General features: G+C 69.6%; 22 protein-coding genes and 1 pseudogene. 3 read left to right on the top strand and 20 right to left on the bottom strand.

Going from position 1 to position 20,882, the window contains the following annotated elements; translation table 11 throughout:
• Window positions 1-38 precede the first annotated feature (38 nt).
• The 3 genes from AC1DS4_RS09275 to murA form a co-directional block, all read right to left on the bottom strand.
• Complete coding sequence (locus AC1DS4_RS09275) at window positions 39-2,051, bottom strand: protein meaA (protein ID WP_477632770.1); 2,013 nt, start codon at window positions 2,049-2,051, stop codon at window positions 39-41.
• Window positions 2,052-2,204: 153 nt separating this feature from the next.
• Window positions 2,205-2,570 carry an STAS domain-containing protein gene (locus AC1DS4_RS09280; protein WP_477615572.1) on the bottom strand — a complete coding sequence of 122 codons (366 nt, stop codon included), beginning with the start codon at window positions 2,568-2,570 and terminating at the stop codon, window positions 2,205-2,207.
• A 102-nt stretch (window positions 2,571-2,672) separates the two neighbouring features.
• Entirely contained in the window at window positions 2,673-3,956 is a 1,284-nt protein-coding gene (gene murA, locus AC1DS4_RS09285) for a UDP-N-acetylglucosamine 1-carboxyvinyltransferase (RefSeq protein WP_477623296.1), read from the bottom strand.
• Window positions 3,957-4,037: 81 nt separating this feature from the next.
• Here murA and AC1DS4_RS09290 point away from each other — a divergent pair, with 81 nt between their 5' ends.
• A complete protein-coding gene (locus AC1DS4_RS09290; RefSeq protein WP_477623295.1) occupies window positions 4,038-4,670 on the top strand; it encodes a cob(I)yrinic acid a,c-diamide adenosyltransferase in 633 nt (210 codons plus the stop codon).
• A 45-nt stretch (window positions 4,671-4,715) separates the two neighbouring features.
• Here the strand turns inward: AC1DS4_RS09290 and AC1DS4_RS09295 are convergent, their stop codons facing one another.
• From AC1DS4_RS09295 to AC1DS4_RS09345, 11 genes and pseudogenes are all read right to left on the bottom strand, one after another.
• A complete protein-coding gene (locus tag AC1DS4_RS09295) occupies window positions 4,716-5,144 on the bottom strand; it encodes a DUF2550 family protein (RefSeq protein WP_477615575.1) in 429 nt (142 codons plus the stop codon).
• A gap of 40 nt (window positions 5,145-5,184) precedes the next feature.
• Window positions 5,185-5,454 carry a F0F1 ATP synthase subunit epsilon gene (locus tag AC1DS4_RS09300; RefSeq protein ID WP_477615576.1) on the bottom strand — a complete coding sequence of 90 codons (270 nt, stop codon included), beginning with the start codon at window positions 5,452-5,454 and terminating at the stop codon, window positions 5,185-5,187.
• Window positions 5,455-5,615: 161 nt separating this feature from the next.
• Window positions 5,616-7,073: a F0F1 ATP synthase subunit beta gene (gene atpD, locus AC1DS4_RS09305; protein WP_477623294.1), complete on the bottom strand. Its 1,458-nt coding sequence runs from the start codon at window positions 7,071-7,073 to the stop codon at window positions 5,616-5,618.
• 18 nt (window positions 7,074-7,091) lie between these two features.
• Window positions 7,092-7,991 carry a F0F1 ATP synthase subunit gamma gene (locus AC1DS4_RS09310; protein ID WP_477615578.1) on the bottom strand — a complete coding sequence of 300 codons (900 nt, stop codon included), beginning with the start codon at window positions 7,989-7,991 and terminating at the stop codon, window positions 7,092-7,094.
• Window positions 7,992-8,112: 121 nt separating this feature from the next.
• Window positions 8,113-9,684 (bottom strand): annotated as a pseudogene (atpA, locus tag AC1DS4_RS09315) (F0F1 ATP synthase subunit alpha); the annotation flags it as partial.
• 121 nt (window positions 9,685-9,805) lie between these two features.
• On the bottom strand, window positions 9,806-10,618 hold the full coding sequence (locus AC1DS4_RS09320) for a F0F1 ATP synthase subunit delta (protein WP_477623293.1): 813 nt from the start codon (window positions 10,616-10,618) through the stop codon (window positions 9,806-9,808).
• Window positions 10,618-11,193: a F0F1 ATP synthase subunit B gene (locus AC1DS4_RS09325; protein WP_477615615.1), complete on the bottom strand. Its 576-nt coding sequence runs from the start codon at window positions 11,191-11,193 to the stop codon at window positions 10,618-10,620. The genes AC1DS4_RS09320 and AC1DS4_RS09325 overlap by 1 nt, the downstream gene beginning before the upstream one ends.
• Before the next feature lie 69 nt (window positions 11,194-11,262).
• Window positions 11,263-11,469, bottom strand: coding sequence for an ATP synthase F0 subunit C (gene atpE, locus AC1DS4_RS09330; RefSeq protein WP_056883533.1), 207 nt, complete (start codon window positions 11,467-11,469; stop codon window positions 11,263-11,265).
• Window positions 11,470-11,586: 117 nt separating this feature from the next.
• Window positions 11,587-12,399 carry a F0F1 ATP synthase subunit A gene (gene atpB, locus AC1DS4_RS09335; protein ID WP_477615581.1) on the bottom strand — a complete coding sequence of 271 codons (813 nt, stop codon included), beginning with the start codon at window positions 12,397-12,399 and terminating at the stop codon, window positions 11,587-11,589.
• A 103-nt stretch (window positions 12,400-12,502) separates the two neighbouring features.
• Complete coding sequence (locus tag AC1DS4_RS09340; protein ID WP_477615582.1) at window positions 12,503-12,760, bottom strand: AtpZ/AtpI family protein; 258 nt, start codon at window positions 12,758-12,760, stop codon at window positions 12,503-12,505.
• Window positions 12,761-12,775: 15 nt separating this feature from the next.
• Window positions 12,776-13,228 (bottom strand): hypothetical protein, encoded by a 453-nt coding sequence (locus tag AC1DS4_RS09345; protein WP_477632754.1) that lies wholly within the window; start codon window positions 13,226-13,228, stop codon window positions 12,776-12,778.
• 198 nt (window positions 13,229-13,426) lie between these two features.
• Here AC1DS4_RS09345 and AC1DS4_RS09350 point away from each other — a divergent pair, with 198 nt between their 5' ends.
• On the top strand, window positions 13,427-14,050 hold the full coding sequence (locus AC1DS4_RS09350) for a GNAT family N-acetyltransferase (RefSeq protein WP_477632755.1): 624 nt from the start codon (window positions 13,427-13,429) through the stop codon (window positions 14,048-14,050).
• On the opposite strand, the gene AC1DS4_RS09355 is transcribed toward AC1DS4_RS09350, so the two are convergent.
• Genes AC1DS4_RS09355 through AC1DS4_RS09365 form a run of 3 tightly spaced genes read right to left on the bottom strand, consistent with a single transcriptional unit; the run spans window position 14,051 to window position 17,234 of the window.
• Window positions 14,051-15,178, bottom strand: a complete 1,128-nt coding sequence (locus AC1DS4_RS09355) for an MraY family glycosyltransferase (RefSeq protein ID WP_477623289.1) — start codon at window positions 15,176-15,178, stop codon at window positions 14,051-14,053. It lies immediately after the preceding gene.
• Between the two features lie 36 nt (window positions 15,179-15,214).
• Window positions 15,215-16,495: a serine hydroxymethyltransferase gene (locus AC1DS4_RS09360; RefSeq protein WP_477623288.1), complete on the bottom strand. Its 1,281-nt coding sequence runs from the start codon at window positions 16,493-16,495 to the stop codon at window positions 15,215-15,217.
• On the bottom strand, window positions 16,485-17,234 hold the full coding sequence (locus AC1DS4_RS09365; RefSeq protein ID WP_477632756.1) for an L-threonylcarbamoyladenylate synthase: 750 nt from the start codon (window positions 17,232-17,234) through the stop codon (window positions 16,485-16,487). The genes AC1DS4_RS09360 and AC1DS4_RS09365 overlap by 11 nt, the downstream gene beginning before the upstream one ends.
• A gap of 82 nt (window positions 17,235-17,316) precedes the next feature.
• Between AC1DS4_RS09365 and AC1DS4_RS09370 the strand changes: the two genes are divergently transcribed.
• A complete protein-coding gene (locus AC1DS4_RS09370) occupies window positions 17,317-18,423 on the top strand; it encodes a class I SAM-dependent methyltransferase (RefSeq protein WP_477646025.1) in 1,107 nt (368 codons plus the stop codon).
• Window positions 18,424-18,476: 53 nt separating this feature from the next.
• On the opposite strand, the gene prmC is transcribed toward AC1DS4_RS09370, so the two are convergent.
• From prmC to rpmE, 3 genes are all read right to left on the bottom strand, one after another.
• Window positions 18,477-19,334 carry a peptide chain release factor N(5)-glutamine methyltransferase gene (gene prmC, locus AC1DS4_RS09375; RefSeq protein ID WP_477632758.1) on the bottom strand — a complete coding sequence of 286 codons (858 nt, stop codon included), beginning with the start codon at window positions 19,332-19,334 and terminating at the stop codon, window positions 18,477-18,479.
• On the bottom strand, window positions 19,331-20,416 hold the full coding sequence (prfA, locus tag AC1DS4_RS09380) for a peptide chain release factor 1 (RefSeq protein WP_477632759.1): 1,086 nt from the start codon (window positions 20,414-20,416) through the stop codon (window positions 19,331-19,333). The genes prmC and prfA overlap by 4 nt, the downstream gene beginning before the upstream one ends.
• A 133-nt stretch (window positions 20,417-20,549) precedes the next feature.
• Window positions 20,550-20,774 carry a 50S ribosomal protein L31 gene (gene rpmE, locus AC1DS4_RS09385; RefSeq protein WP_179420590.1) on the bottom strand — a complete coding sequence of 75 codons (225 nt, stop codon included), beginning with the start codon at window positions 20,772-20,774 and terminating at the stop codon, window positions 20,550-20,552.
• Between the last annotated feature and the right edge of the window lie 108 nt (window positions 20,775-20,882).

Below are 20,882 nucleotides of genomic sequence, written 5' to 3' on the forward strand. Positions count from 1 at the left end.
CGCCACAACGCGCACAAAACTTTTTGCGTGTCGGTCCCTCAGCCGGTCGCGGCGGCCGTCTCCAGCCCGCGTGCGGACCTGATGATCGTCACGAACTGGCCCATGATGTCGTTGAGTCCGAAGTCCTTCGGAGTGAAGACCGCGGCCACGCCGAGGGCGCGCAACGCGCGGGCGTCGGTGTCGGGGATGATCCCTCCGACGATCACGGGCACGTCGCCGGCACCTGCCGCTCGCAGGCCGGCGAGGATCTCGGGCACCAGCTCCATGTGCGAGCCCGACAGGATCGAGATCCCGACCAGGTGCACGTCCTCGGCGACCGCGGCTGCGACGATCTGCTCCGGCGTCAGCCGGATCCCCTGGTAGACGACCTCGAAACCGGCATCGCGCGCCCTGACGGCGACCTGTTCGGCGCCATTGCTGTGACCGTCGAGCCCCGGCTTCGCGACGAGGACACGCAGCTTCTCCCCCAGCTCCTCACCGGTTCGGCTGACCTCCTCCCGAACCGCCTTCAGCTCGTCACTGCCGCCGCTGGAGACACCGACCGAACCCGAGACCCCCGTCGGGGCGCGGAACTCGCCGAACTCCTCTCGCAGCGCCTGGGCCCACTCACCGGTGGTCACCCCGGCACGCGCGGCCTCGAGCGACGCCGGCATGAGGTTCGCTCCACTGCGGGCGTCGGCGCCGAGGGCAGCGAGGGCCGCGGCCGCGCGCTCCCGGCCACGCGGCTCGGCGTCACGCCGTTCGCGCCACTCCCGGACAGCCGCTGCCGCCTTGGCCTCCACGTCATGGTCGACGGTCTGGATGGCCGCGTCCAGGTCCGCCGTGAGCGGGTTGGGCTCGGTGGTCTGGAACCGGTTCACGCCCACGACCACGTCCTCGCCGGCCTCGATCCGCTGACGACGCAGCGAGTGCGAGGCCACGAGGGCCGACTTCATGTAACCGCTCTCGACGGCCGGAACAGCCCCGCCCAGCTCCTGCACCCGGGCGATCTCAGCCTTGGCGCCGGCGACGAGCTCGGCCACCTTGCCCTCCACGACGAGGGACCCGGTGAACAGGTCGTCGTACTCGAGCAGGTCGGACTCGAAGGCCAGCACCTGCTGCATCCGCAGCGACCACTGCTGGTCCCACGGTCGCGGCAGGCCCAGCGCCTCGTTCCAGGCCGGGAGCTGCACCGCCCGGGCGCGGGCGTCCTTCGACAACGTGACGGCGAGCATCTCCAACACGATCCGCTGCACGTTGTTCTCGGGCTGGGCCTCGGTCAGGCCGAGGGAGTTGACCTGGACGCCGTAGCGGAAACGGCGTTGCCTGGCGTCCGTGACGCCGTAGCGCTCGCGGGTCAGCTCGTCCCACAGCTCGACGAAGGCCCGCATCTTGCACATCTCCTCGACGAACCGCACGCCGGCGTTGACGAAGAAGGAGATCCTGGCGACGACCTCGCCGAACCGCTCCGGCGGCACCTGGCCGGAGTCGCGCACCGCGTCGAGCACGGCGATGGCGGTGCACATCGAGTACGCGATCTCCTGTACCGGAGTCGCGCCCGCCTCCTGGAGGTGGTAGCTGCAGATGTTGGTCGGGTTCCACTTGGGGATGTCGGAGACGGTGTAGGCGACCATGTCGGTGATCAGGCGCAGCGAGGGGCCCGGCGCGAAGACGTAGGTCCCGCGGGACAGGTACTCCTTGATGATGTCGTTCTGCGTCGTGCCGGCGAGGGCGCGGACGGCCGCAAGCGGGTCGGCGCCGGTCGCCTCGGCCTGCTCCTCCGCCACGACCTGGTACATCGCGAGCAGCCACATCGCCGTGGCGTTGATCGTCATGGACGTGTTCATCTGGTCCAGGGGGATCTGGTCGAACAGCGCGCGCATGTCACCGATGTGCGAGATCGGGACACCCACCTTGCCGACCTCGCCGCGCGCCAGAGGGTGGTCAGGGTCGTAACCGGTCTGGGTCGGCAGGTCGAAGGCGACCGACAGGCCGGTCTGGCCCTTGGCGAGGTTGCGACGGTAGAGCTCGTTGCTGGCAGCGGCACTCGAGTGGCCGGCATACGTGCGCATCACCCAGGGGCGGTCACGCTCCGGACGGGACGGTGCTGACGCATCGGTCACGGACGCCGGGCTGACGGGCGACGCTGAGGGGGAGGTCGGGACGTCACTGTGCTCAGCCATAGGGCCGAAGGTACCGGCGGCGGTGTGCGCCGAGGGAGCCGTTCAGGCGGTGACGGCCACCACAGTGGCGGCGGGGACGGCCTCGCGGAGCACCAGCGCACGGTCCAGGCGTGATGCACGCAACAGCCGACCGGTGCGCTCCGTCATGTCGACGACGGCCAGCCGGCGACCCGCACGGCGGGCTCGGTTGTAGGCCTCGACGAGGACTCCCAGCCCGGTGGCGTCGCCGATCTCGGCGCCCGCGAGCCTCATGTGGACGTCCCCGCAACCCGTGTCGATGATCTCGTGCAGGAGTAGTCGTACGTCGGGGACGGAGTGCACGTCGATCCGGCCGATGATCGCGACCTCCTGGCCGGTGTGCATGGCACGAACCTGGACCGGAAGAGCCCCGGTAGCGCTGATCGACATGCGAACCCCCTTGTCCGTGAACATTCACCCACAAGGACGCCTGGTTGGGGGGCTTCGGTTGCCGCGACCCAGATCAAGATCTGGTAAAGGTGCTGAGACGGCTCAGACGAAGGGGTCGTCATCCGGCTCACGCGTGACGTCCGCCCCCAGCCCCTGCATGCTCTCGGCGAACCCGGCATAGCCGCGGTCGATGTGCTGGGCACCGCTCACCGTCGTGATCCCGTCGGCCACGAGCCCCGCGATCACCAGGGCCGCCCCGGCCCTGATGTCACTGGCCTCGACCGGCGCTCCCGACAGCGTCTCCACACCGTGGACCATCACGTGGTGGCCGTCGATGCGGGTCTCGGCACCGAGCCGGTTGAGCTCCTGGACGGTGCGGAACCGAGCCTCGAAGAGGTTCTCGGTGATCATCGCCGACCCCTCGGCCACCGCGTTGCACGCCAGGGCGAACGGCTGGAGGTCGGTGGGAAAGCCGGGATAGGGCAGCGTGGCCACGTCGAAGGCCTGCGGTCGACGGCCTCCGGAGTCCACCCGGAACCCACGGTCCGTCGTCGTCACGGTGGCGCCGCTCGCCCTGACCAGTTCCAGCGCACTGAGGAGGTGCTCCGGCCGGGCTCCCACCACCTCGACGTCGCCGCGCGTGGCGGCCGCCGCGAACGCCCAGGTGCCGGCCGCGATCCGGTCGGGGACGACGGCGTGCTCGGTGGGTCGCAGCGACCGGACACCCTCGATGTCGATCACCGACGAGCCGGCCCCGCTGATCCGGGCGCCCATCGCGATGAGCATCTCCGCGATGTCGACGATCTCGGGCTCGCGGGCGGCGTTCTCCAGGCGGGTCGTCCCCCGCGCCAGGACCGCGGCGGTCAGGACGTTCTCGGTGGCGCCGACGCTCGGGAAGTCGAGGCGGATCTCGGCCCCGTCGAGCCCCCCGGGCGCCTCCGCGACGAGGAAGCCGTGGGTGACGTGGACCCTGGCCCCCAACGCCTCGAGTCCTGCGGCGTGCAGGTCCAGGCCACGCGACCCGATGGCGTCACCACCGGGGATCGCGACGTCGGCCGCACCGGTGCGCGCGACCAGCGGGCCCAGCACGGCGGTCGAGGCTCGCAGGGCGCGGACCAGGTCGTAGTCGGCGCGGTGCCCGATCTGGTCCGGCACCTCGATCTCCACGACACCGGCGACGGCGTCGTAGTCGACGGTGCAGCCGAGTCGGCGCAGGAGCTCGGCCATGATCGTCACGTCGAGGATGGCCGGGACGTTGGTCAGCCGGGTGCGACCCACCGCGAGCAGCGCTGCCGCCATGAGCTTGAGGGCGCTGTTCTTGGCGCCCCAGACGGCCACCTCGCCGCGCAGCCTGGTGCCGCCGACGACCCGGAAACGTTCTGCCACCCGCCCACCCTATGCGAGTGCACAGGCACGGGTATGCCGGGTGGTGACGTCCTCGACGCCGCCGTCTGAGAGGCTGCAGCCATGGTCAACCTCACGCGCATCTACACCCGCACGGGCGACGACGGCCAGACCCACCTCGGTGACATGAGCAGGACGAGCAAGACCGACGTGCGGCTGCTCGCGTACGCCGACGTCAACGAGGCCAACGCCGCCATCGGGGTCGCCCTCGCCGCGGGCGAGCTGCCCGACGACATCAGGGCGACCCTGCTGCGGGTCCAGAACGACCTGTTCGACGTCGGCGCCGACCTGTGCACGCCGCTCCAGGAGTCGTACGAGTACCCACCGTTGCGCGTCGAGGCCGCTTGGATCGACGAGCTCGAAACCGACTGCGACCACTACCTCGAACGGGTGGAGAAGCTCCGCTCGTTCATCCTGCCCGGCGGCACCGTGGGATCGGCTCACCTGCACGTCGCCACCACGGTGGTCCGCCGCGCGGAGCGGCAGGCCTGGGCAGCCATCGCGGCCTACGGCGACCAGCCCGGCTCTGGAACCAAGGGCGAGGGTGGCGTGAACGTCCTGACCGCGAAGTACCTCAACCGGCTGTCCGACCTGCTGTTCGTGCTCGCCCGCGTTGCCAACCTCCCCATCGGGGGTGACGTCCTCTGGCAGCCCGGCGGCGGCCGTGCCGAGGGTCCTGGGAAACGGAAGGCCTAGCGCGCACCGACCGCGCCGGCCCCCTGGCGACCAGAGCGCCTGCCCTCAGGCGACGTTGACGTTGAAGCCGGGAGGCGAGCTCTCCAGCCAGCTGCGCATGGCCGTGTAGGCAGAAGGCGCCAGGGCGAGGGAGAAGGTGTCGGTGCCGTAGTGGCAGTCCACGGTCACGGCCTCGGGGAGCCCGGCGATCGTGGTCTCCGGCAGCGTTGGCGGCCCGAGCTCGAGACGGGTCCGGTCCCACGTCCTGGCCGACCGCGGCGACGGGCCGATCAGGGTGTACCACTCGAGGCTGGAGCCCGAGAACCGCAGCAGCCCCAGGCGGTACTGAGACCGACCGTGGGGCTGGAGCGCGCAGAGCATGAGCGGCGCACCGGAGGCGAGCAGCCGGCGCCGCACGAAGATGTACGTGAGCGCGAGGACCGCAAGCAGGATGAGCGCGCCGGCGACGATCTCCGCGGAGATGACGGGCGACATGCTCTCTCCTTCCGAGTGTCCCGGCTGAGTGTCCCGGCGGCTAGGCCTTGAAGGCCGAGGCGTCTACGGCCTCGGCGATGATGATCACCTTGTCGCGGTCGACCGACAGGAACCCGCCGTCGATGGTGGCGGACTGCGAACCCTCGCCGGACTTGATCCGGACCTCACCCTCGACCAGGACGCCGAGCAGCGGGGTGTGGCCGGGCAGGATGCCCAGCTCGCCGTCGACCGTGCGGGCCACGACCATGTCGGCGTCGCCTTCCCAGACCTTGCGGTCCGCTGCGACGAGTTCAACCTGCAGGGTGCTCACGATGTCCTCCGGTGGTACGGCACGAGTGGTGCGTGTGAAGTCTATCGGCCCGCGGTGGGTGCCCCGCCGACCAGTGGTATGCCGTGGGGCCGACCCAGTGCGGCCGGCCTCAGTGGCATTCCAGTTACGTCTCGTTGTCCTCAGGGACGGCGTCCGCCGACCTAGAGGCTCTTCTCGATCTCGGCAGCCTGGCGCTCGACGTCGTCGAGGCCACCACACATGAAGAACGCCTGCTCCGGCACGTGGTCGTACTCGCCGTCGGCGATCTTGGTGAACGCCTCGATCGTGTCGGCCAGCGGCACGGTCGAACCCTCGATGCCGGTGAACTGCTTGGCGACGTAGGTGTTCTGACCGAGGAAGCGCTGGATGCGACGGGCACGGTTGACGAGGATCTTGTCCTCTTCGGAGAGCTCGTCGATCCCGAGGATCGCGATGATGTCCTGGAGCTCCTTGTTGCGCTGCAGGATCTGCTTGACCCGCACCGCGGTGGAGTAGTGGTCCTCCGCGATGTAGCGGCGGTCCAGGATCCGCGAGGTGGAGCTGAGCGGGTCCACGGCCGGGTAGATGCCGAGCGAGGCGATCTCGCGGGACAGCTCGGTCGTCGCGTCGAGGTGGGCGAAGGTCGTCGCCGGGGCCGGGTCGGTGTAGTCGTCGGCCGGCACGTAGATCGCCTGCATCGAGGTGATCGAGTGACCACGCGTCGAGGTGATCCGCTCCTGGAGCGTGCCCATCTCGTCGGCCAGGGTCGGCTGGTAGCCCACGGCGGACGGCATCCGGCCGAGGAGGGTGGAGACCTCGGAACCGGCCTGCGTGAAGCGGAAGATGTTGTCGATGAAGAGCAGCACGTCCTGGTTCTGCACGTCGCGGAAGTACTCCGCCATCGTCAGCGCGGAGAGCGCGACACGAAGGCGGGTGCCCGGCGGCTCGTCCATCTGGCCGAAGACGAGGGCGGTCTGGCCGAGGACGCCGGCCTCCTCCATCTCGACCATGAGGTCGTTGCCCTCACGGGTGCGCTCGCCGACACCGGCGAACACCGACACACCACCGTGGTCGCGGGCGACACGGGCGATCATCTCCTGGATGAGCACCGTCTTGCCCACGCCGGCGCCGCCGAACAGGCCGATCTTGCCACCCTGCACGTAGGGGGTCAGCAGGTCGATGATCTTGATGCCGGTCTCGAACATCTCGGTCTTGGACTCGAGCTGGTCGAAGGCAGGGGCCTTGCGGTGGATGCCCCAGCGCTCCTTGACCTCGAAGGTCTCACCCTCGGCGAGGTTCATGACGTCACCGGTCGTGTTGAAGACCTTGCCGAGCGTCACGTCGCCCACGGGGACCGTGATGGGGCCGCCGGTGTCCTGCACCTGCGTGCCGCGGACGAGGCCGTCGGTCGGCTGGAGCGAGATGGCGCGGACCATGTTGTCGCCGATGTGCTGGGCGACCTCGAGGTTGAGGTTGTTCTTCTCACCCGAGAGCTCGACCGTGGTGGTCAGCAGGTTGTACTGCTCGGGCATCGCGTCGGCGGGGAACTCGACGTCGACGACCGGGCCGATGATGCGGGAGATGCGGCCGATGCCACCGGGGGTGGCGGCCTTGGTCTCTTCAGTGACAGTGGCAGTCATTGGTTTCTCTCTACCTTCTCAACTGGCGTCGGCGAGGGCGTCGGAGCCGCCCACGATCTCGCTGATCTCTTGGGTGATCTCGGCCTGGCGAGCCTGGTTGGCCAGCCGGGTGTACTTCTTGATGAGCTCTTCGGCGTTGTCCGTGGCCGACTTCATGGCCCGCTGGCGCGAGGCCAGCTCGGACGCGGCAGCCTGCAGGAGGCAGTTGTAGATGCGCGCACCCACGTACTTGGGCAGCAGCGCGTCCAACACCTGCTCTGCACTCGGCTCGAACTCGTAGAGGGGCAGGACGTCGTCCTCGGCGGGGGCCTCTTCACCCTCGACCACCTCGAGCGGCAGCATGCGGATGACGTCGGGCTCCTGCGTCACCATGTTGACGAAGCGCGTGAAGACGATGTGGACCTCGTCCACCCCGCCCTCGGCGAAGTCCTGGTTGAACGCGGCGACGAGCGCGTCGCCGATCTCCCGCGCCACCTCGAAGGTCGGCTGGTCGGTGAACCCGGTCCACTCGTCCGCGAACTCACGCTTGCGGAACTTGTAGAACCCCACCGCCTTGCGGCCGACGAGGTAGGGGACGACCTCCTTGCCGGCGCCCCGCAGGTCGCCGATCAGGCGCTCGCTCTCCTTGAGCACCGAGGAGCTGTAGGCGCCGGCCAGACCGCGGTCGGACGTCACCACGAGGACCGCCGCACGGCGGACGTCCTCGTGCTCGGTGGTCAGCGGGTGGTCGACGTTGGAGAAGGTCGCGACGGCCGAGACCGCTCGGGTCAGGGCGCGCGCATAGGGCGAGGACTCCCGCACCCGCTGCTGCGCCTTCACCACGCGGGAGGCTGCGATGAGCTCCATGGCGCGCGTGATCTTCTTGGTCGCCTGGACGGACCGGATGCGCTGGCGGTAGACCCGCATCTGCGCTCCCATATGTTGCCGCCTCTCTCAGTTTCGTGTCGTCGTGTGCTGCACGTCTTGGTCCTGCACTGTCGGGTATGCCGCGTGGGCGGCACGGTCGCTGCGGTGGGGGGGGGGGGGGGGGGGGGGGGGCGTGGCCCACGGGGGTGTTCTCGGCGCCGGACGCCTGGAACTGCTCCTTGAACTTGGTCACGGCCTCTTCGAGTCCGGCGCGGGTCTCGTCCTCGAACTTCTTGGACTCGCGGATCGCACTCAGCAGACCGGACTTCTCGCGGCGCAGGTAGTCCAGGAACTCGCTCTCGAAGCGGGACACGTCCTCGACGGCGACGGAGTCGATCTGACCCGCGGTGCCGGCCCAGATGGACACGACCTGCTCCTCGACCGGGAACGGCGCGGCCTGGCGCTGCTTGAGGAGCTCGACGAGGCGGGCACCCTTCGCGAGCTGGGCGCGGGAGGCCGGGTCGAGGTCCGAGGCGAACATCGCGAAGGCCTCCATCGCGCGGAACTGCGCGAGGTCGAGCTTCAGACGACCGGAGACGTCCTTCATGGCCTTGATCTGCGCGGCGCCACCGACTCGGGAGACGGAGACACCCACGTCGATCGCGGGACGCACGTTGGCGTTGAACAGGTCGGCCTGGAGGTAGATCTGGCCGTCGGTGATGGAGATGACGTTGGTCGGGATGTACGCCGAGACGTCGCCGGCCTTGGTCTCGATGATCGGCAGACCGGTCATCGAGCCCGCGCCCAGGTCGTCGGAGAGCTTGGCGCAACGCTCGAGCAGGCGGGAGTGCAGGTAGAACACGTCACCCGGGTAGGCCTCGCGGCCCGGCGGGCGGCGCAGCAGCAGCGACACGGCGCGGTAGGCCTCGGCCTGCTTGGACAGGTCGTCGAACACGATGAGGACGTGCTTGCCCTGGTACATCCAGTGCTGGCCGATAGCCGAACCCGTGTAGGGCGCGAGGTACTTGAAGCCCGCCGAGTCGGACGCGGGGGCCGCGACGATCGTGGTGTACTCCAGCGCGCCGGCCTCCTCCAGGGTGCCGCGGACGGCAGCGATGGTGGAGCCCTTCTGGCCCATGGCGACGTAGATGCAGCGGACCTGCTGCTCCGGGTCTCCGGAGTCCCAGTTCTGCTTCTGGTTGATGATCGTGTCGACCGCGACCGTGGTCTTGCCGGTCTGGCGGTCACCGATGATGAGCTGGCGCTGGCCGCGACCGATGGGGGTCATGGCGTCGACGGCCTTGAGGCCGGTCTGCAGCGGCTGGTGCACCGACTTGCGCTGGACCACCGTGGGCGCCTGGAGCTCGAGGGCGCGACGCTCGGTCGTCTCGATCGCGCCGAGGCCGTCGATCGGCTGGCCGAGGGGGTTGACCACGCGACCGAGGAACGCGTCGCCGACCGGGACCGACAGGACCTCTCCGGTGCGCTTGACCTCCTGGCCCTCCTCGATCTTGGAGAAGTCACCGAGGATGACCACACCGATCTCGTGGACGTCGAGGTTGAGCGCGAGGCCCAGCGTGCCGTCCTCGAACTCGAGCAGCTCGTTGGTCATGCACGACGGCAGGCCCTCGACGTGCGCGATGCCGTCACCGGCGTCGCTGACCCGGCCGACCTCTTCGCGCGAGGCCGTCCCGGGCTCGTAGGACTGAACGAAGTTGTCCAGCGCGTCCCGGATCTCCTCCGGACGGATCGAAAGCTCCGTCATGTGATCTCTTCTCCTCGATTGCTGGCCCGGTGGGTCGGGCCAAAGTCTGTGGTGTGGTCCAGCTTCTTCAGTTGTGGTGCGGTATGCCGCGTTCTTGGTGTCGTGGCGCTGGGGCGGTGGGTCAGCCGGCGATGTGCCGGCGGGCCTCGTCCAGGCGCCGCAGCACGGTGCCGTCGACGACCTCGTCACCGACCTGGACCCGGATGCCGCCGAGGACCTGCTCCTCGATGACGACCTGGAGCAGGACCGGCTTGCCGTAGATGGTCTGCAACGCTGCGGACAACCGGTCGCGCTGCTGCTCGGTGAGGTCGGTCGCAGCCGTCACGACCGCGGTGATCTGCTCACGACGCCTGGCCGCGAGACCGAGGTAGTGCTCGAGCGTGCGGTCCAGCTTGCGACCACGCGGATGCAGCACGGCCTGGCGAGCCAGGTGCACCGTCTCCTCGCTGGCCTTGCCGTCGAGCAGCTGGCTCACCACGCCGGCCTTGGCGTCGACGTCGCCCTGGCGGTTGGTGAGGCGGTCGCGGAGCTCGGGGCTGCCCGCCACGATGCGCTCGAAGCGGAACAGCTCGTCCTCGACCCGGTCGATCCGGCCGGCCTTCTCGGCGCCCGCGAGGATCGACGTGACGGCAAGCTCCTCGAGGGTGTCGGACAGGTCACGCTCGGTGGACCAGCGCTGCCCGACGAGGTTCTTGACCACGACGATCGCCTCGGCAGAGACCTTGCCTTCGAGCAGGCGCTCGGCGAGGGTCTGCTTCTCGACGCCCTCGCGGGACGGGTCGGCGAGGGCGCGGCGAAGGGTGGCCGACCCGTCGATGACGCCGACGACCGCGAGCAGCTCGTCACCGAGCGCGCGACGGTCTGCCCCACCGGCGAGCGCGGCGTCGAGCGCCTTGCTCCCGGCGATGGCGGCCGCACGCGACGATCCACGCATCAGGCGTCCTCCCCGACCTTCTCGGGCTGGATCTCCCCGGCCTCGAGCTCGGCCAGGAACCGGTCGACGATGCCCTTCTGGCGGGTCTCCTCGTGCAGCGACTCACCCACGATGCGGCTGGCCAGGTCGGTCGACAGGCGACCCACCTCGGCACGCAGCGAGACGACCGCCTGCTGGCGCTCGGCCTCGATCTGCTTGTGGGCCGCCTCGGTGATGCGCGCCGCCTCGGTCTGCGCGTGACCGCGCATCTCCACGACGATGGCCGCACCCTGCTCGCGAGCCTCCTCGCGGATCCGCGCAGCCTCGGCACGAGCCTCGGTCAGCTGGGCCTGGTACTGCTCCAGTGCCGCCTGGGCCTGCTGCTGGGCCTCCTCGGCCTGCTGCATCCCGCCCTCGATCGCGGCGGTGCGCTCGGCGTACGCCTTCTCGAGGTTGGGCACGACCTTGGTGGCCACGACCCAGTACAGGATCGCGAAGGCGATGACGCCGAAGATCAGCTCACCCCAGAGGGGCAGGATCGGCAGGCGTTCGCCGGTCTTGTCCTCGGCGGCGGCCGCGACAACCACCTGCGTGATGCCGGTGAAGTGCTGCACGGGTTCTCCTAGTGCTGTGGTGCCAGGGGGCGTTGGGCTGGGTGGTTCGGCTTACTTGAAGACGAACGCGAGAACCAGACCGAAGATGGCCAGCGCCTCGGCGAGGGCGAAGCCGAGGATGGCGATGCCCTGGAGGACGCCGCGCGCCTCGGGCTGGCGGGCGACACCGTTGATGTAGGCGGCGAAGATCAAGCCGATGCCCACACCGGGGCCGATCGCAGACAGGCCGTAGCCGAGGATGGCGATGTTGCCAGTCATGTCAGAGGTCCTCTTTCGGTTATCAGATCCGTCGGCACCTCGCCGAGCGGGAGTTCGTGTGGCGTATTCAGTTGTGGGTCTGGCGGTCCTGCACCGAGCCTCGAGGCCCGGACGATCTCAGTGCTCGTCGGCGAGGGAGCCGGCGATGTAGGTGGCTGCGAGCAGCGTGAAGATGTAGGCCTGCAGGAACTCGATCAGTCCCTCGAAGGCGGTCAGCACGAAGGCCATGCCGAAGGAGCCGACGCCCGCGACCTTGAGCCCGAGCCCGCCGTGGATCAGCATGTACTCGCCACCGGTGATGAACAGCAGCAGCAGCATGTGGCCGGCGAACATGTTGCCGAAGAGTCGCAGCGCGAGCGTCAGCGGGCGGGTCACGAAGTAGGTCAGCAGCTCGAGCGGGATGATCAGCACGTAGATGCCCTTGGGCAGTCCCGGCGGGATCATGTGCTTGACGTGTCCCCATGCGCCGTTCTTCTTGATGCCCACAGCGTGGTAGATCACGAAGACCAGCAGGGTGAGCGCGATCGGGAAGCCGATGCGGCTCATCGTGGGGTACTGGATCGGCGGGATGATGCCGAAGAGGTTGTTGACCAGGATCAGCATGAACATGCTGAACAGCAACGGGACGAACTTGAGGAAGTCGTGGCTGCCGATGATGTCGCGGGCCACGCCGTTGCGCACGAAGTTGTAGGCGTTCTCGGTGACCCACTGGCCCTTGCCCGGAACGACCGCTGCACGCTTGGTCGTCGCCACGAGGAACCACGCGATCAGGCCCACGGAGATGGCCAGGACCACCATCGGGCGGGTGATCGCGAAGTCGCCGTGCCCGATCAGGGGCTGGTAGAACTCGGCCGGCGTGGGGGCGTGGAAGCCCTCGCCCTCACCGCCCTCGGCAGCCAGGCTGATGGTGCCCAGCACGTTCAGACTCACAGGTTCTCCTTGAGCTTTGCGTTCGAAACAGTCCACGGGCCAACGAAGGCAGCGTTCTCGCGCCCGGGCCCGGCATACACAGGGGGGAGCTGACCTGCGGAAGTCATTGCGTACCGTACCGGAACCACACGAGGTACAGCGACAGGGCCATCCCACCCACGATCCCCACGGCAACCAGCCACGTCGTGCCCAGCCAGCGGTCCAGTCCCCACCCTGCCGCGCCGAACATCGCCGGCCCGGTGATGAGGTAGGACACGACGTTCCACATCCGTGCTTCGTCGAGTCGCTGATGACCCGAGTCTGCCTGCTGCAGCGGTGTCTGCCGGGACTCCGGCGACGGCTGCGAGGACGGTGTGGTCACGGTGAGCTCCCATGGTCATGTGGCCGAGCCCCCATCCTGCCCGGTTTCCTGCGGTGCGTCGAAAGCAAGCCTGCGGGAACGGACGAAGGCGATCACCTGGAACACCTGCCACACGAGCGCGACGGCGAGGACGGCGACACCGAAGGCGGTGCCGTCCAGCCAGGACGCGTCCTGCAGGGCGATGATGACGAGAAGAAGGAAGATCATCTGGCCCATGAAGACAGCCAGGGCGCTGGCGAGGAAGCGCAGGGGGTCTGACGCCCCACCCAGCCGGCGCATGACCAGCAGGCCGAGCGCGAAGAAGACCATGGCGATCGCGAAGCCGAGGGCAGCGCCCAGGGCCGCCTTGCCACCGCCTGCGACGGCCGCCACGACGACGGCGACCGGTCCGACAGCCAAGGTCGGGAGAAAGGCCCCACGCAGCATCACCGCGAACGGGTCGCGGTCGGTGTGCGGAGCTGCGCTCATCGGTCTGGCCTGCCTGATTCGTCGGGGCTGCGGTGCCTGGCGAACGGGGTGGTCTGCACCCTCCTTGGGGTGCTTGTGAAAGGTATCACAAGCGTTCGGACCCCGCTACCGGGGGTCCGTGCCCGGGTGCCGCCGCGCGTCGCTTGGCACGGATCTCCTTGGCTGTGACGGGATTCCGGGCACCGATAGCCTCGGCGCATGCCAGCGACTCCCCCGACCGGTGACGCCCTCCTGGGCCGGTTCGTCCGCCTCGACGTGATGGCGCCCGGCGACGCGGAAGGCCTGCACGCGGTCTACACCGACCCGGCCGTCTACGACCAGGGCTTCATCATGCGACCGCCCCCGGCCGACCTCGCCGCCACCCGCGCGGACACCGCCGGGAACATCGCGGCACACGCTGCCGGCCGCACGGCGTACACGGTCCGGCTCACCGGCGAGGGTGGGCTCGGCGAGGCCGGCACGATCGTGGGCACCTCCTCGCTCGGCGACGTCGACCTCGCCAACGAGCGGGTGCACCTCGGCTGGACGATGTACGCGTCCCGGTGGTGGGGCACCCAGGTCAACCCCGAGTGCAAGCTGCTGCTGCTGGGACACGCGTTCGACTGCGGGTTCGGTCGGGTCAAGATCCAGACCGACGCGGTCAACCTGCGCTCGCAGGCGGCCATCGCCAAGCTCGGTGCCACCCGTGAGGGCATCCTGCGACGGCACACCAAGCGCGCTGACGGCAGCTTCCGCGACACGGTGGTCTTCAGCGTGCTGGCGCAGGAGTGGCCGTCCGTGCGGGCCGGCCTCGAACGACGACTGGGTATGCCGGGCGGCTAGCTAGCTGGCGGCGTCAGTCAGCTTCGGGCGGTGTCCCGGGACGGACCACCGGGGCAGCCAGATGGTCAGCACCCCGGTGACGACGACGGCGGCCAGCACTCCCCCGCCGGCGACCCTGGCGTCGTCGATGAAGATGAAGCTCACCGACCCGAGCGCGGCGACCGCCGCCCACAGCCACAGGAGGAACACCGCGCGGCGGTGACCGTGACCGAGCTGGAGCATGCGGTGGTGCAGGTGCTGCTTGTCCGGGTGCCACGGTCGCTCACCGCGCCGGGTCCGGCGGACCACGGCCAGCAGGATGTCGACCAGAGGCAGCAGGATGATGGCCGCAGGGACCACCAGCGGCAACAGGGTCGCCGCGACAGGGTTCGTGCTCACCTGCGCGGGCGTGACGTTCCCCGTGGTGGAGATCGTCGCGGCGGCGAGCAGCAACCCGAGCAGCAGGGCGCCGGAGTCGCCCATGAAGAGCCGGGCCGGGTGGTAGTTGTGCGGGAGGAACCCGACGCAGCAGCCGATCAGCGCCGCCGAGATGAGGGTCGCCGACGAGAAGACGTTGGGCGGGTCGTAGCTGCGCGAGATGCCGTAGCTGTAGATGAAGAACGCCGCACCCGCGATGACGACGACGCCGGCGGCCAGCCCGTCGAGGCCGTCGATGAAGTTGACGGCGTTCGTGAACAGCACGACGGCAAAGACCGTCAGCCCCACCATGATCGGCTGCGGGAGCACGGTCACGCCGCCGATCGGCAGCTGGTAGAGCAGCACCCCGCTGAAGGCCATGATCCCCGCGGCGATCATCTGGCCGCCCATCTTGGTCAACCAGTCCATCTCACGGATGTCGTCGATCGCGCCGATCACGCACACGATGCCGGCGCCCACGAGCACCCCGCGGAGCTCTGGCCCCAGCCGGAAGACCTGGCCGAGGAACGGCAGGTGGCTCGCCGCGACCATCGAGGCGGCGAACCCCAGGTAGATCGCCACTCCCCCGAGCCGCGGGATCGGGGTCGAGTGGACATCCCGGTCACGCACCGGCGTGAAGGCGCCCGTCCGCACCGCAACAGCGCGCATCAGCGGCGTCGCGGCATACGTGATCACCGCGGCGACCATCAGGACGAGGAGGTACTCGCGCACCTAGGCGTGTCTCCCAGAGCTCGGGTGGGTCGGGACTCAGCCTCGAGGGTAGGCCGGGAACCTGGTGACGAGGTCCGTGACACTGGCGCGGACCTCCTTGGAGACGGCGTGGTCGGGGTCGGCGTCACCCTCCGTGACGGCCTTGGCGATGAGTTCGGCGATCTCGCGCATCTCGTCGGTGCCCATGCCCTGGGTGGTCACGCACGGCGTGCCGACGCGGATGCCGCTGGCGATGTTGGGCTTCTGCGGGTCGAACGGGATGGCGTTCTTGTTGAGGACGATGCCCGCGGCGTCGGCCCGCGCCTCGGCGTCGGCGCCGGTGACGCCCACACCCTGGAGGTCGTGCAGGCTCAGGTGGGTGTCCGTGCCGCCGGTCGTCGGACGGATCCCCCGCTCACCCAGCGAGGTCGCGAGGACAGAGGCGTTCTCGATGACCTGCTTGGCGTAGGCCTGGTACTCAGGAGTCGCGCACTCCTTGAAGTTGACCGCCTTGGCCGCGATCGTGTGCATCTGGGGGCCGCCCTGCATCATCGGGAAGACGGCCTTGTCGAGCTTGGCCGCGTGCTCCTCCTTGCAGACGAGAGCGCCCGAGCGTGGTCCGCGCAGCACCTTGTGGGTCGTGAAGCTGACGACGTCGGCGTAGGGCACGGGGCTGGGGATCGCCTTGCCTGCGACGAGGCCGATGAAGTGGGCGGCGTCGACCCAGAAGATCGCGCCGATCTCGTCGGCCAGCTTGCGGAAGAACTCGAAGTCGATGAGCCGTGGGATCGCCGACCCGCCGGCGAGGATGACCTTGGGTCGGTGCTCCTTGGCGAGGCGCTCGACCTCGGCGTAGTCGATGTTCTCGGTCTGCTTGTCGACGCCGTAGTGCACGGCATTGAACCACTTGCCGGAGAACGACACCTTGGTGCCGTGCGTGAGGTGGCCGCCCATCGGCAGGGCCATCGCGAGGATGGTCTCGCCGGGCTGCATGAACGCGCCGTAGACCGCCTGGTTGGCGCTGGCGCCGGAGTGCGCCTGGACGTTGGCGTGGTCGGCGTCGAACAGGGCCTTGCACCGCTCGATCGCGAGGATCTCGGCCTTGTCGACCTCGGAGCAGCCGCCGTAGTAGCGGCGACCCGGGTAGCCCTCGGCGTACTTGTTGGACAGCGTGGAGCCCAGTGCCGTGAGCACCTGGGGGCTCGACATGTTCTCCGACGCGATCAGCTGGAGACCTCCGCGGATGCGGTCGAGCTCGGAGACGAGCACCCCCGCGATCTCGGGATCGAACGACTCGAGGGCACCGAAGTCGGAACCGTAGAAGGTGTCAGCGCTCATGGGTGTCTCCTGGCAGGGGGCTGTCGACGGTGGGATCCGCAGGCAACTCTATTGCCTCGTCGTGCGCGACCTCGGGGGTGCCCGACGCGTCGTCCTCCGAGGCGTCCTCGGTCTCGAGCACGGCCCTGATCTGCTCGACAGTGATGGCTCCCGCCCTGAGCAGGACGAACTTCTCGCCGGTGCAGTCCAGGATCGTCGACACCTCGGTGCTCGTGGTCGGCCCGCTGTCGAGGTAGACGGTCACGGCAGCACCGAGCTGGGAGGCCGCCGCCGTGACGGTCGTGGCCGCCGGCTGGCCGGTGAGGTTGGCGCTGGTCACCGCCATCGGCCCCACCTCGCTCAGCACTGCGAGCGCGATGTCGTCCTGGGGCATCCGCAGCGCGACGGTGCCGTTGGTCTCACCCAGGTCCCACATCAGCGAGGACTGGGCCTTGAAGACCAGGGTGAGTGGCCCTGGCCAGAACTCGCGGATCAGGTCGCGCGCCCAGGCCGGCACGTCGGTCGCCAGCCCGTCGACGGTGCGCACGCTGGGCACCAGCACCGGCGGAGGCATCTCGCGACCGCGGCCCTTCGCAGCGAGCAGGGACGCCACCGCCTCGGCCGAGAACGCGTCGGCACCGACGCCGTAGACCGTGTCGGTGGGCAGGACGACGATCTCCCCGGCGCGGACCGCCTCGACCGCCTTGGCGACGCCCTCGACACGGCCTTCTTCGGTGCTGCAGTCATAGACCGGACTCATGCTCGCCAGCCTAGGACCCGTCGCAGGTCAGTACGTCAGGTGGCCGAGGGCAGGGCCCCACGAGCGGCGGCACCATGTCGGGATGAGCAACACCACCTTGCCCCCCMCGACGCCCCCGCCGACGACTCCGACCACCGACGAGCTTGCCGAACGGATCTTCGGGGCCCTGCTCGGCACCGCCGACATCATGTCCATCTACCTCGGGGACCGGCTCGGCTGGTACCGCACCCTCGCTGCTGACGGCCCGGCCACGGCACCGGACCTCGCCGAACGCACCGGCACCCACCCACGGTACGCGCGCGAGTGGCTGGAGCAGCAGGCCGTGACGGGCCTGCTGGCCCTCGACCGCCCCGACGACGACCCTGACGCCCGCGTCTACTCGATCCCGGCGGCCGCCCAGGAGGTGCTGACGGACGAGAGCAGCCTGAGCTACCTGGCTCCGCTGGCGCGCATGTTCGCGGCCGTGGGTCCGCAGCTCGGCGGGTTGCTCGACGCCTACCGTCACGGCGGTGGGGTGAGCTGGGACCAGCTCGGGACCGATGCCCGTGAGTCCCAGGCCGATGCCAACCGGCCGTGGTACGACCTGCGGCTCGCTGACGCCCTGGCCGCGGTCCCGTCCGTGCACGATCCCCTGTCGGCTCCCGGGGCAACGATCGCCGATGTCGGCTGCGGGGCCGGCTGGTCCAGCATCGCGCTGGCCAAGGCCTATCCCGGCGCCACGGTCCACGGGTACGACATCGACGCCCCTTCGGTGGCGATGGCCACCGCCAACGCCACGGAGCAGGGTGTGGCCGACCGGGTCACGTTCACGGCCGGTGACGCCGCGGGTATGCCGGTGGGGCAGTTCACCGCGGCGTTCGCCTTCGAGTGCGTCCACGACATGCCCCGCCCGGTGGAGGTGCTGGCCGCCGCGCGGGCCTCGCTCGCGCCGAACGGCTTCATGGTGGTGATGGACGAGGCGGTCGCAGAGGAGTTCGCCCCGGACGGCGACGAGCTCGAGCGCGTCATGTACGGCTACAGCCTGCTGATCTGCCTCCCGGACGGCATGTCCGGCCACGACAGCGTCGGCACCGGCACGGTGATGCGTCCCTCGACCCTTCGTCGCTATGCCGAGCAGGCCGGCTTCAGCTCCCTCGAGGTGCTGCCGGTCGAGGACTTCGGGTTCTGGCGGTTCTACCTGTTGCGCTGACGGCCGTCGGGTCGGGCGAGGCTGTCGTCTCGACCCGAGCCGCGGCGCCGGGGTCAGGCCCGGATGGCGGTGGTGGCTCGCGGACGACCGGTCAGGTCGTCGTGGTCGGCCACCTCGGCCCACTCGCCGGTCCGGCGCAGGGCGCCCGGCAGCGTGACTCCCTGGCTGTCGGCGTGCTCGATGACCAGCAACCCACCGTGGCGCAGCAGCACAGCCGCGCGCGCCGCAACAGCCAGGGGGATGGCAAGACCGTCCTCGCTGCCGCCATAGAGCGCGAGCTCGGGATCGTGGTCGCGGACCTCGGGATCGAGCGGCACCATGCCGAGCGGGATGTAGGGCGGGTTCGACACGACCACGTCGACCGTCCCCTCCAGCTCGGGGAGGGCCTCGGTGGCGTCGCCCTGCCGCAGGTCGACGGCGAGGCCGGAGTCGGCGACGTTGCGCTCGGCCCAGGCGTGCGCCTCGCGACCCAGCTCCACGGCATACACGGTCGCGGCCGGCACCTCGTCGGCGACCGCGAGCGCGATCGCGCCCGAACCGGTGCACAGGTCCACCACGAGCGGCGCCTCCAGTGCGAGTGCGGCGTCGATGGCCAGCCCGGCGACGAACTCGGTCTCGGGCCGCGGCACGAAGACGCCGGGCCCCACGCTGAGCTCGAGCCGGCGGAACCCCGCCCGCCCGGTCAGGTGTTGCAACGGGATCCGTGCACCACGTTCCGCGACGAGACCTGCGTAGCGATCGAGGAAACCGGGATCGGCCTCGTCGAGCATCACCATGCGACGCCTGACCTCCGCGACATCGCTGCCGAGGGCGAACGCGGCCAGGGCGACGGCGTCCGCCTCGGGCGAGGGCACACCCTCCTCGGCGAGCTCAGCCGTGGCCCGCACGACCTCCGATCGCAAGGTCGTCACTGACCGGCGCCCTCGGCGACGGCCGCCATCTGGGCGGCCTCGTCGGCGTCGACGGCGGACTGGACCACTGCCTCGAGGTCGCCGTCGAGCACGGCGTCGAGGTTGTAGGCCTTGAAGCCCGTGCGGTGGTCGGACAGCCGGTTCTCGGGGAAGTTGTAGGTGCGGATCCGCTCCGAGCGGTCGACCGTGCGGATCTGGCTCCGTCGGGCCGCACTCGCCTCGGCGTCGGCGGCCTCCTTGGCGACCGCATGGAGCCGGGCGCGCAGCACCCGCATCGCCGACTCCTTGTTCTGGAGCTGGCTCTTCTCGTTCTGGCAGGACACCACCACCCCCGTCGGCAGGTGGGTGATCCGCACAGCCGAGTCGGTCGTGTTGACCGACTGGCCGCCGGGCCCGGACGAGCGGTAGACGTCGATCTTGAGGTCGTTGGCGTCGATGGTGACCTCGACCTCCTCCGCCTCGGGCATGACCAGGACCCCGGCCGCGGACGTGTGGATCCGGCCCTGGCTCTCCGTGACGGGCACCCGCTGCACGCGGTGCACGCCGCCCTCGTACTTCAGCCTCGCCCAGGGGCCCTCCCCCAGCGCCGGCGTGCCCTTGGCCTTCACCGCCACCTGCACGTCCTTGTAGCCGCCCAGGTCGGACTCGGTCGCGTCGATGACCTCGGTCTTCCACCCGCGCCGCTCCGCGAACCGCAGGTACATCCGCAACAGGTCGCCGGCGAACAGGGCCGACTCCTCGCCACCCTCACCGGCCTTCACCTCGAGGATCACGTCGCGGTCGTCGTCGGGGTCGCGCGGGATGAGCAGCCTGCGGAGGGTGTCCTCGGTCTGGGTGAGACGTGCCTCGAGCCCGGGCACCTCGGCGGCGAAACCCTCGTCCTCCTTGGCGAGCTCGCGCGCGGCCGCCAGGTCGTCGGACGCAGCATGCCACGCGTGGTATGCCGCGACGGTCGGCGCCAGCGCGGCATACCTCTTGTTCAGCTTGCGGACCAGGTTCTGGTCGCCGAAGACCTCGGGATCCGCCAGCTGCTTCTCGAGGTCGGCATGCTCCTGGACGAGCGCTGCAGCGGACTCCAACATGAGGGCTCCTGAGGTCGTGCGGGTGGTGGTGCCGGGTGGTGGTGCGCGGACGGCGACGTGGCAGGACGGCGAGGCGGGGAAAGCAATGCGCCGGCCCTGACCCCCAGGGGTCAGGACCGGCGCATCGGGAAAGCTACTTGCTCTCGGCAGCGGCCTTCTTGCCGTAGCGGGCCTCGAACCGGGCCACGCGGCCACCGGTGTCGAGGATCTTCTGCTTGCCGGTGTAGAACGGGTGGCACTGCGAGCACACCTCCGCGCGGATCTGGCCGGAGGTCGCGGTGCTGCGAGTGGTGAACGTGGACCCACAGGTACAGGTGACCGTGGTCTCGACGTACTCGGGGTGGATGTCCTTCTGCAAAACGTGCTCCTTGAGTCATGTGGCCGGGTCGGCTGGGCGGGTTGCCCTGGACGTGTCCATGCCGTGAACCGGTCAGCAGTCAAGTGTGCCAGAGAGCGGCGCACATCT

The sequence above is a fragment of the Pedococcus sp. P3_C7 genome (assembly GCF_056402615.1).

What these genes read in the sequence shown, in the direction of transcription:
- AC1DS4_RS09275 (WP_477632770.1), bottom strand. Translation starts at nt 2,051, where the DNA reads ATGCGCACGTATGCCGGCCACTCGAGTGCCGCTGCCAGCAACGAGCTC.
- AC1DS4_RS09280 (WP_477615572.1), bottom strand. Translation starts at nt 2,570, where the DNA reads ATGTCGATCAGCGCTACCGGGGCTCTTCCGGTCCAGGTTCGTGCCATG.
- AC1DS4_RS09290 (WP_477623295.1), top strand. Translation starts at nt 4,038, where the DNA reads ATGGTCAACCTCACGCGCATCTACACCCGCACGGGCGACGACGGCCAG.
- AC1DS4_RS09295 (WP_477615575.1), bottom strand. Translation starts at nt 5,144, where the DNA reads ATGTCGCCCGTCATCTCCGCGGAGATCGTCGCCGGCGCGCTCATCCTG.
- atpD (WP_477623294.1), bottom strand. Translation starts at nt 7,073, where the DNA reads ATGACTGCCACTGTCACTGAAGAGACCAAGGCCGCCACCCCCGGTGGC.
- AC1DS4_RS09310 (WP_477615578.1), bottom strand. Translation starts at nt 7,991, where the DNA reads ATGGGAGCGCAGATGCGGGTCTACCGCCAGCGCATCCGGTCCGTCCAG.
- AC1DS4_RS09320 (WP_477623293.1), bottom strand. Translation starts at nt 10,618, where the DNA reads ATGCGTGGATCGTCGCGTGCGGCCGCCATCGCCGGGAGCAAGGCGCTC.
- atpE (WP_056883533.1), bottom strand. Translation starts at nt 11,469, where the DNA reads ATGACTGGCAACATCGCCATCCTCGGCTACGGCCTGTCTGCGATCGGC.
- AC1DS4_RS09345 (WP_477632754.1), bottom strand. Translation starts at nt 13,228, where the DNA reads ATGAGCGCAGCTCCGCACACCGACCGCGACCCGTTCGCGGTGATGCTG.
- AC1DS4_RS09350 (WP_477632755.1), top strand. Translation starts at nt 13,427, where the DNA reads ATGCCAGCGACTCCCCCGACCGGTGACGCCCTCCTGGGCCGGTTCGTC.
- AC1DS4_RS09360 (WP_477623288.1), bottom strand. Translation starts at nt 16,495, where the DNA reads ATGAGCGCTGACACCTTCTACGGTTCCGACTTCGGTGCCCTCGAGTCG.
- AC1DS4_RS09365 (WP_477632756.1), bottom strand. Translation starts at nt 17,234, where the DNA reads ATGAGTCCGGTCTATGACTGCAGCACCGAAGAAGGCCGTGTCGAGGGC.
- prfA (WP_477632759.1), bottom strand. Translation starts at nt 20,416, where the DNA reads ATGTTGGAGTCCGCTGCAGCGCTCGTCCAGGAGCATGCCGACCTCGAG.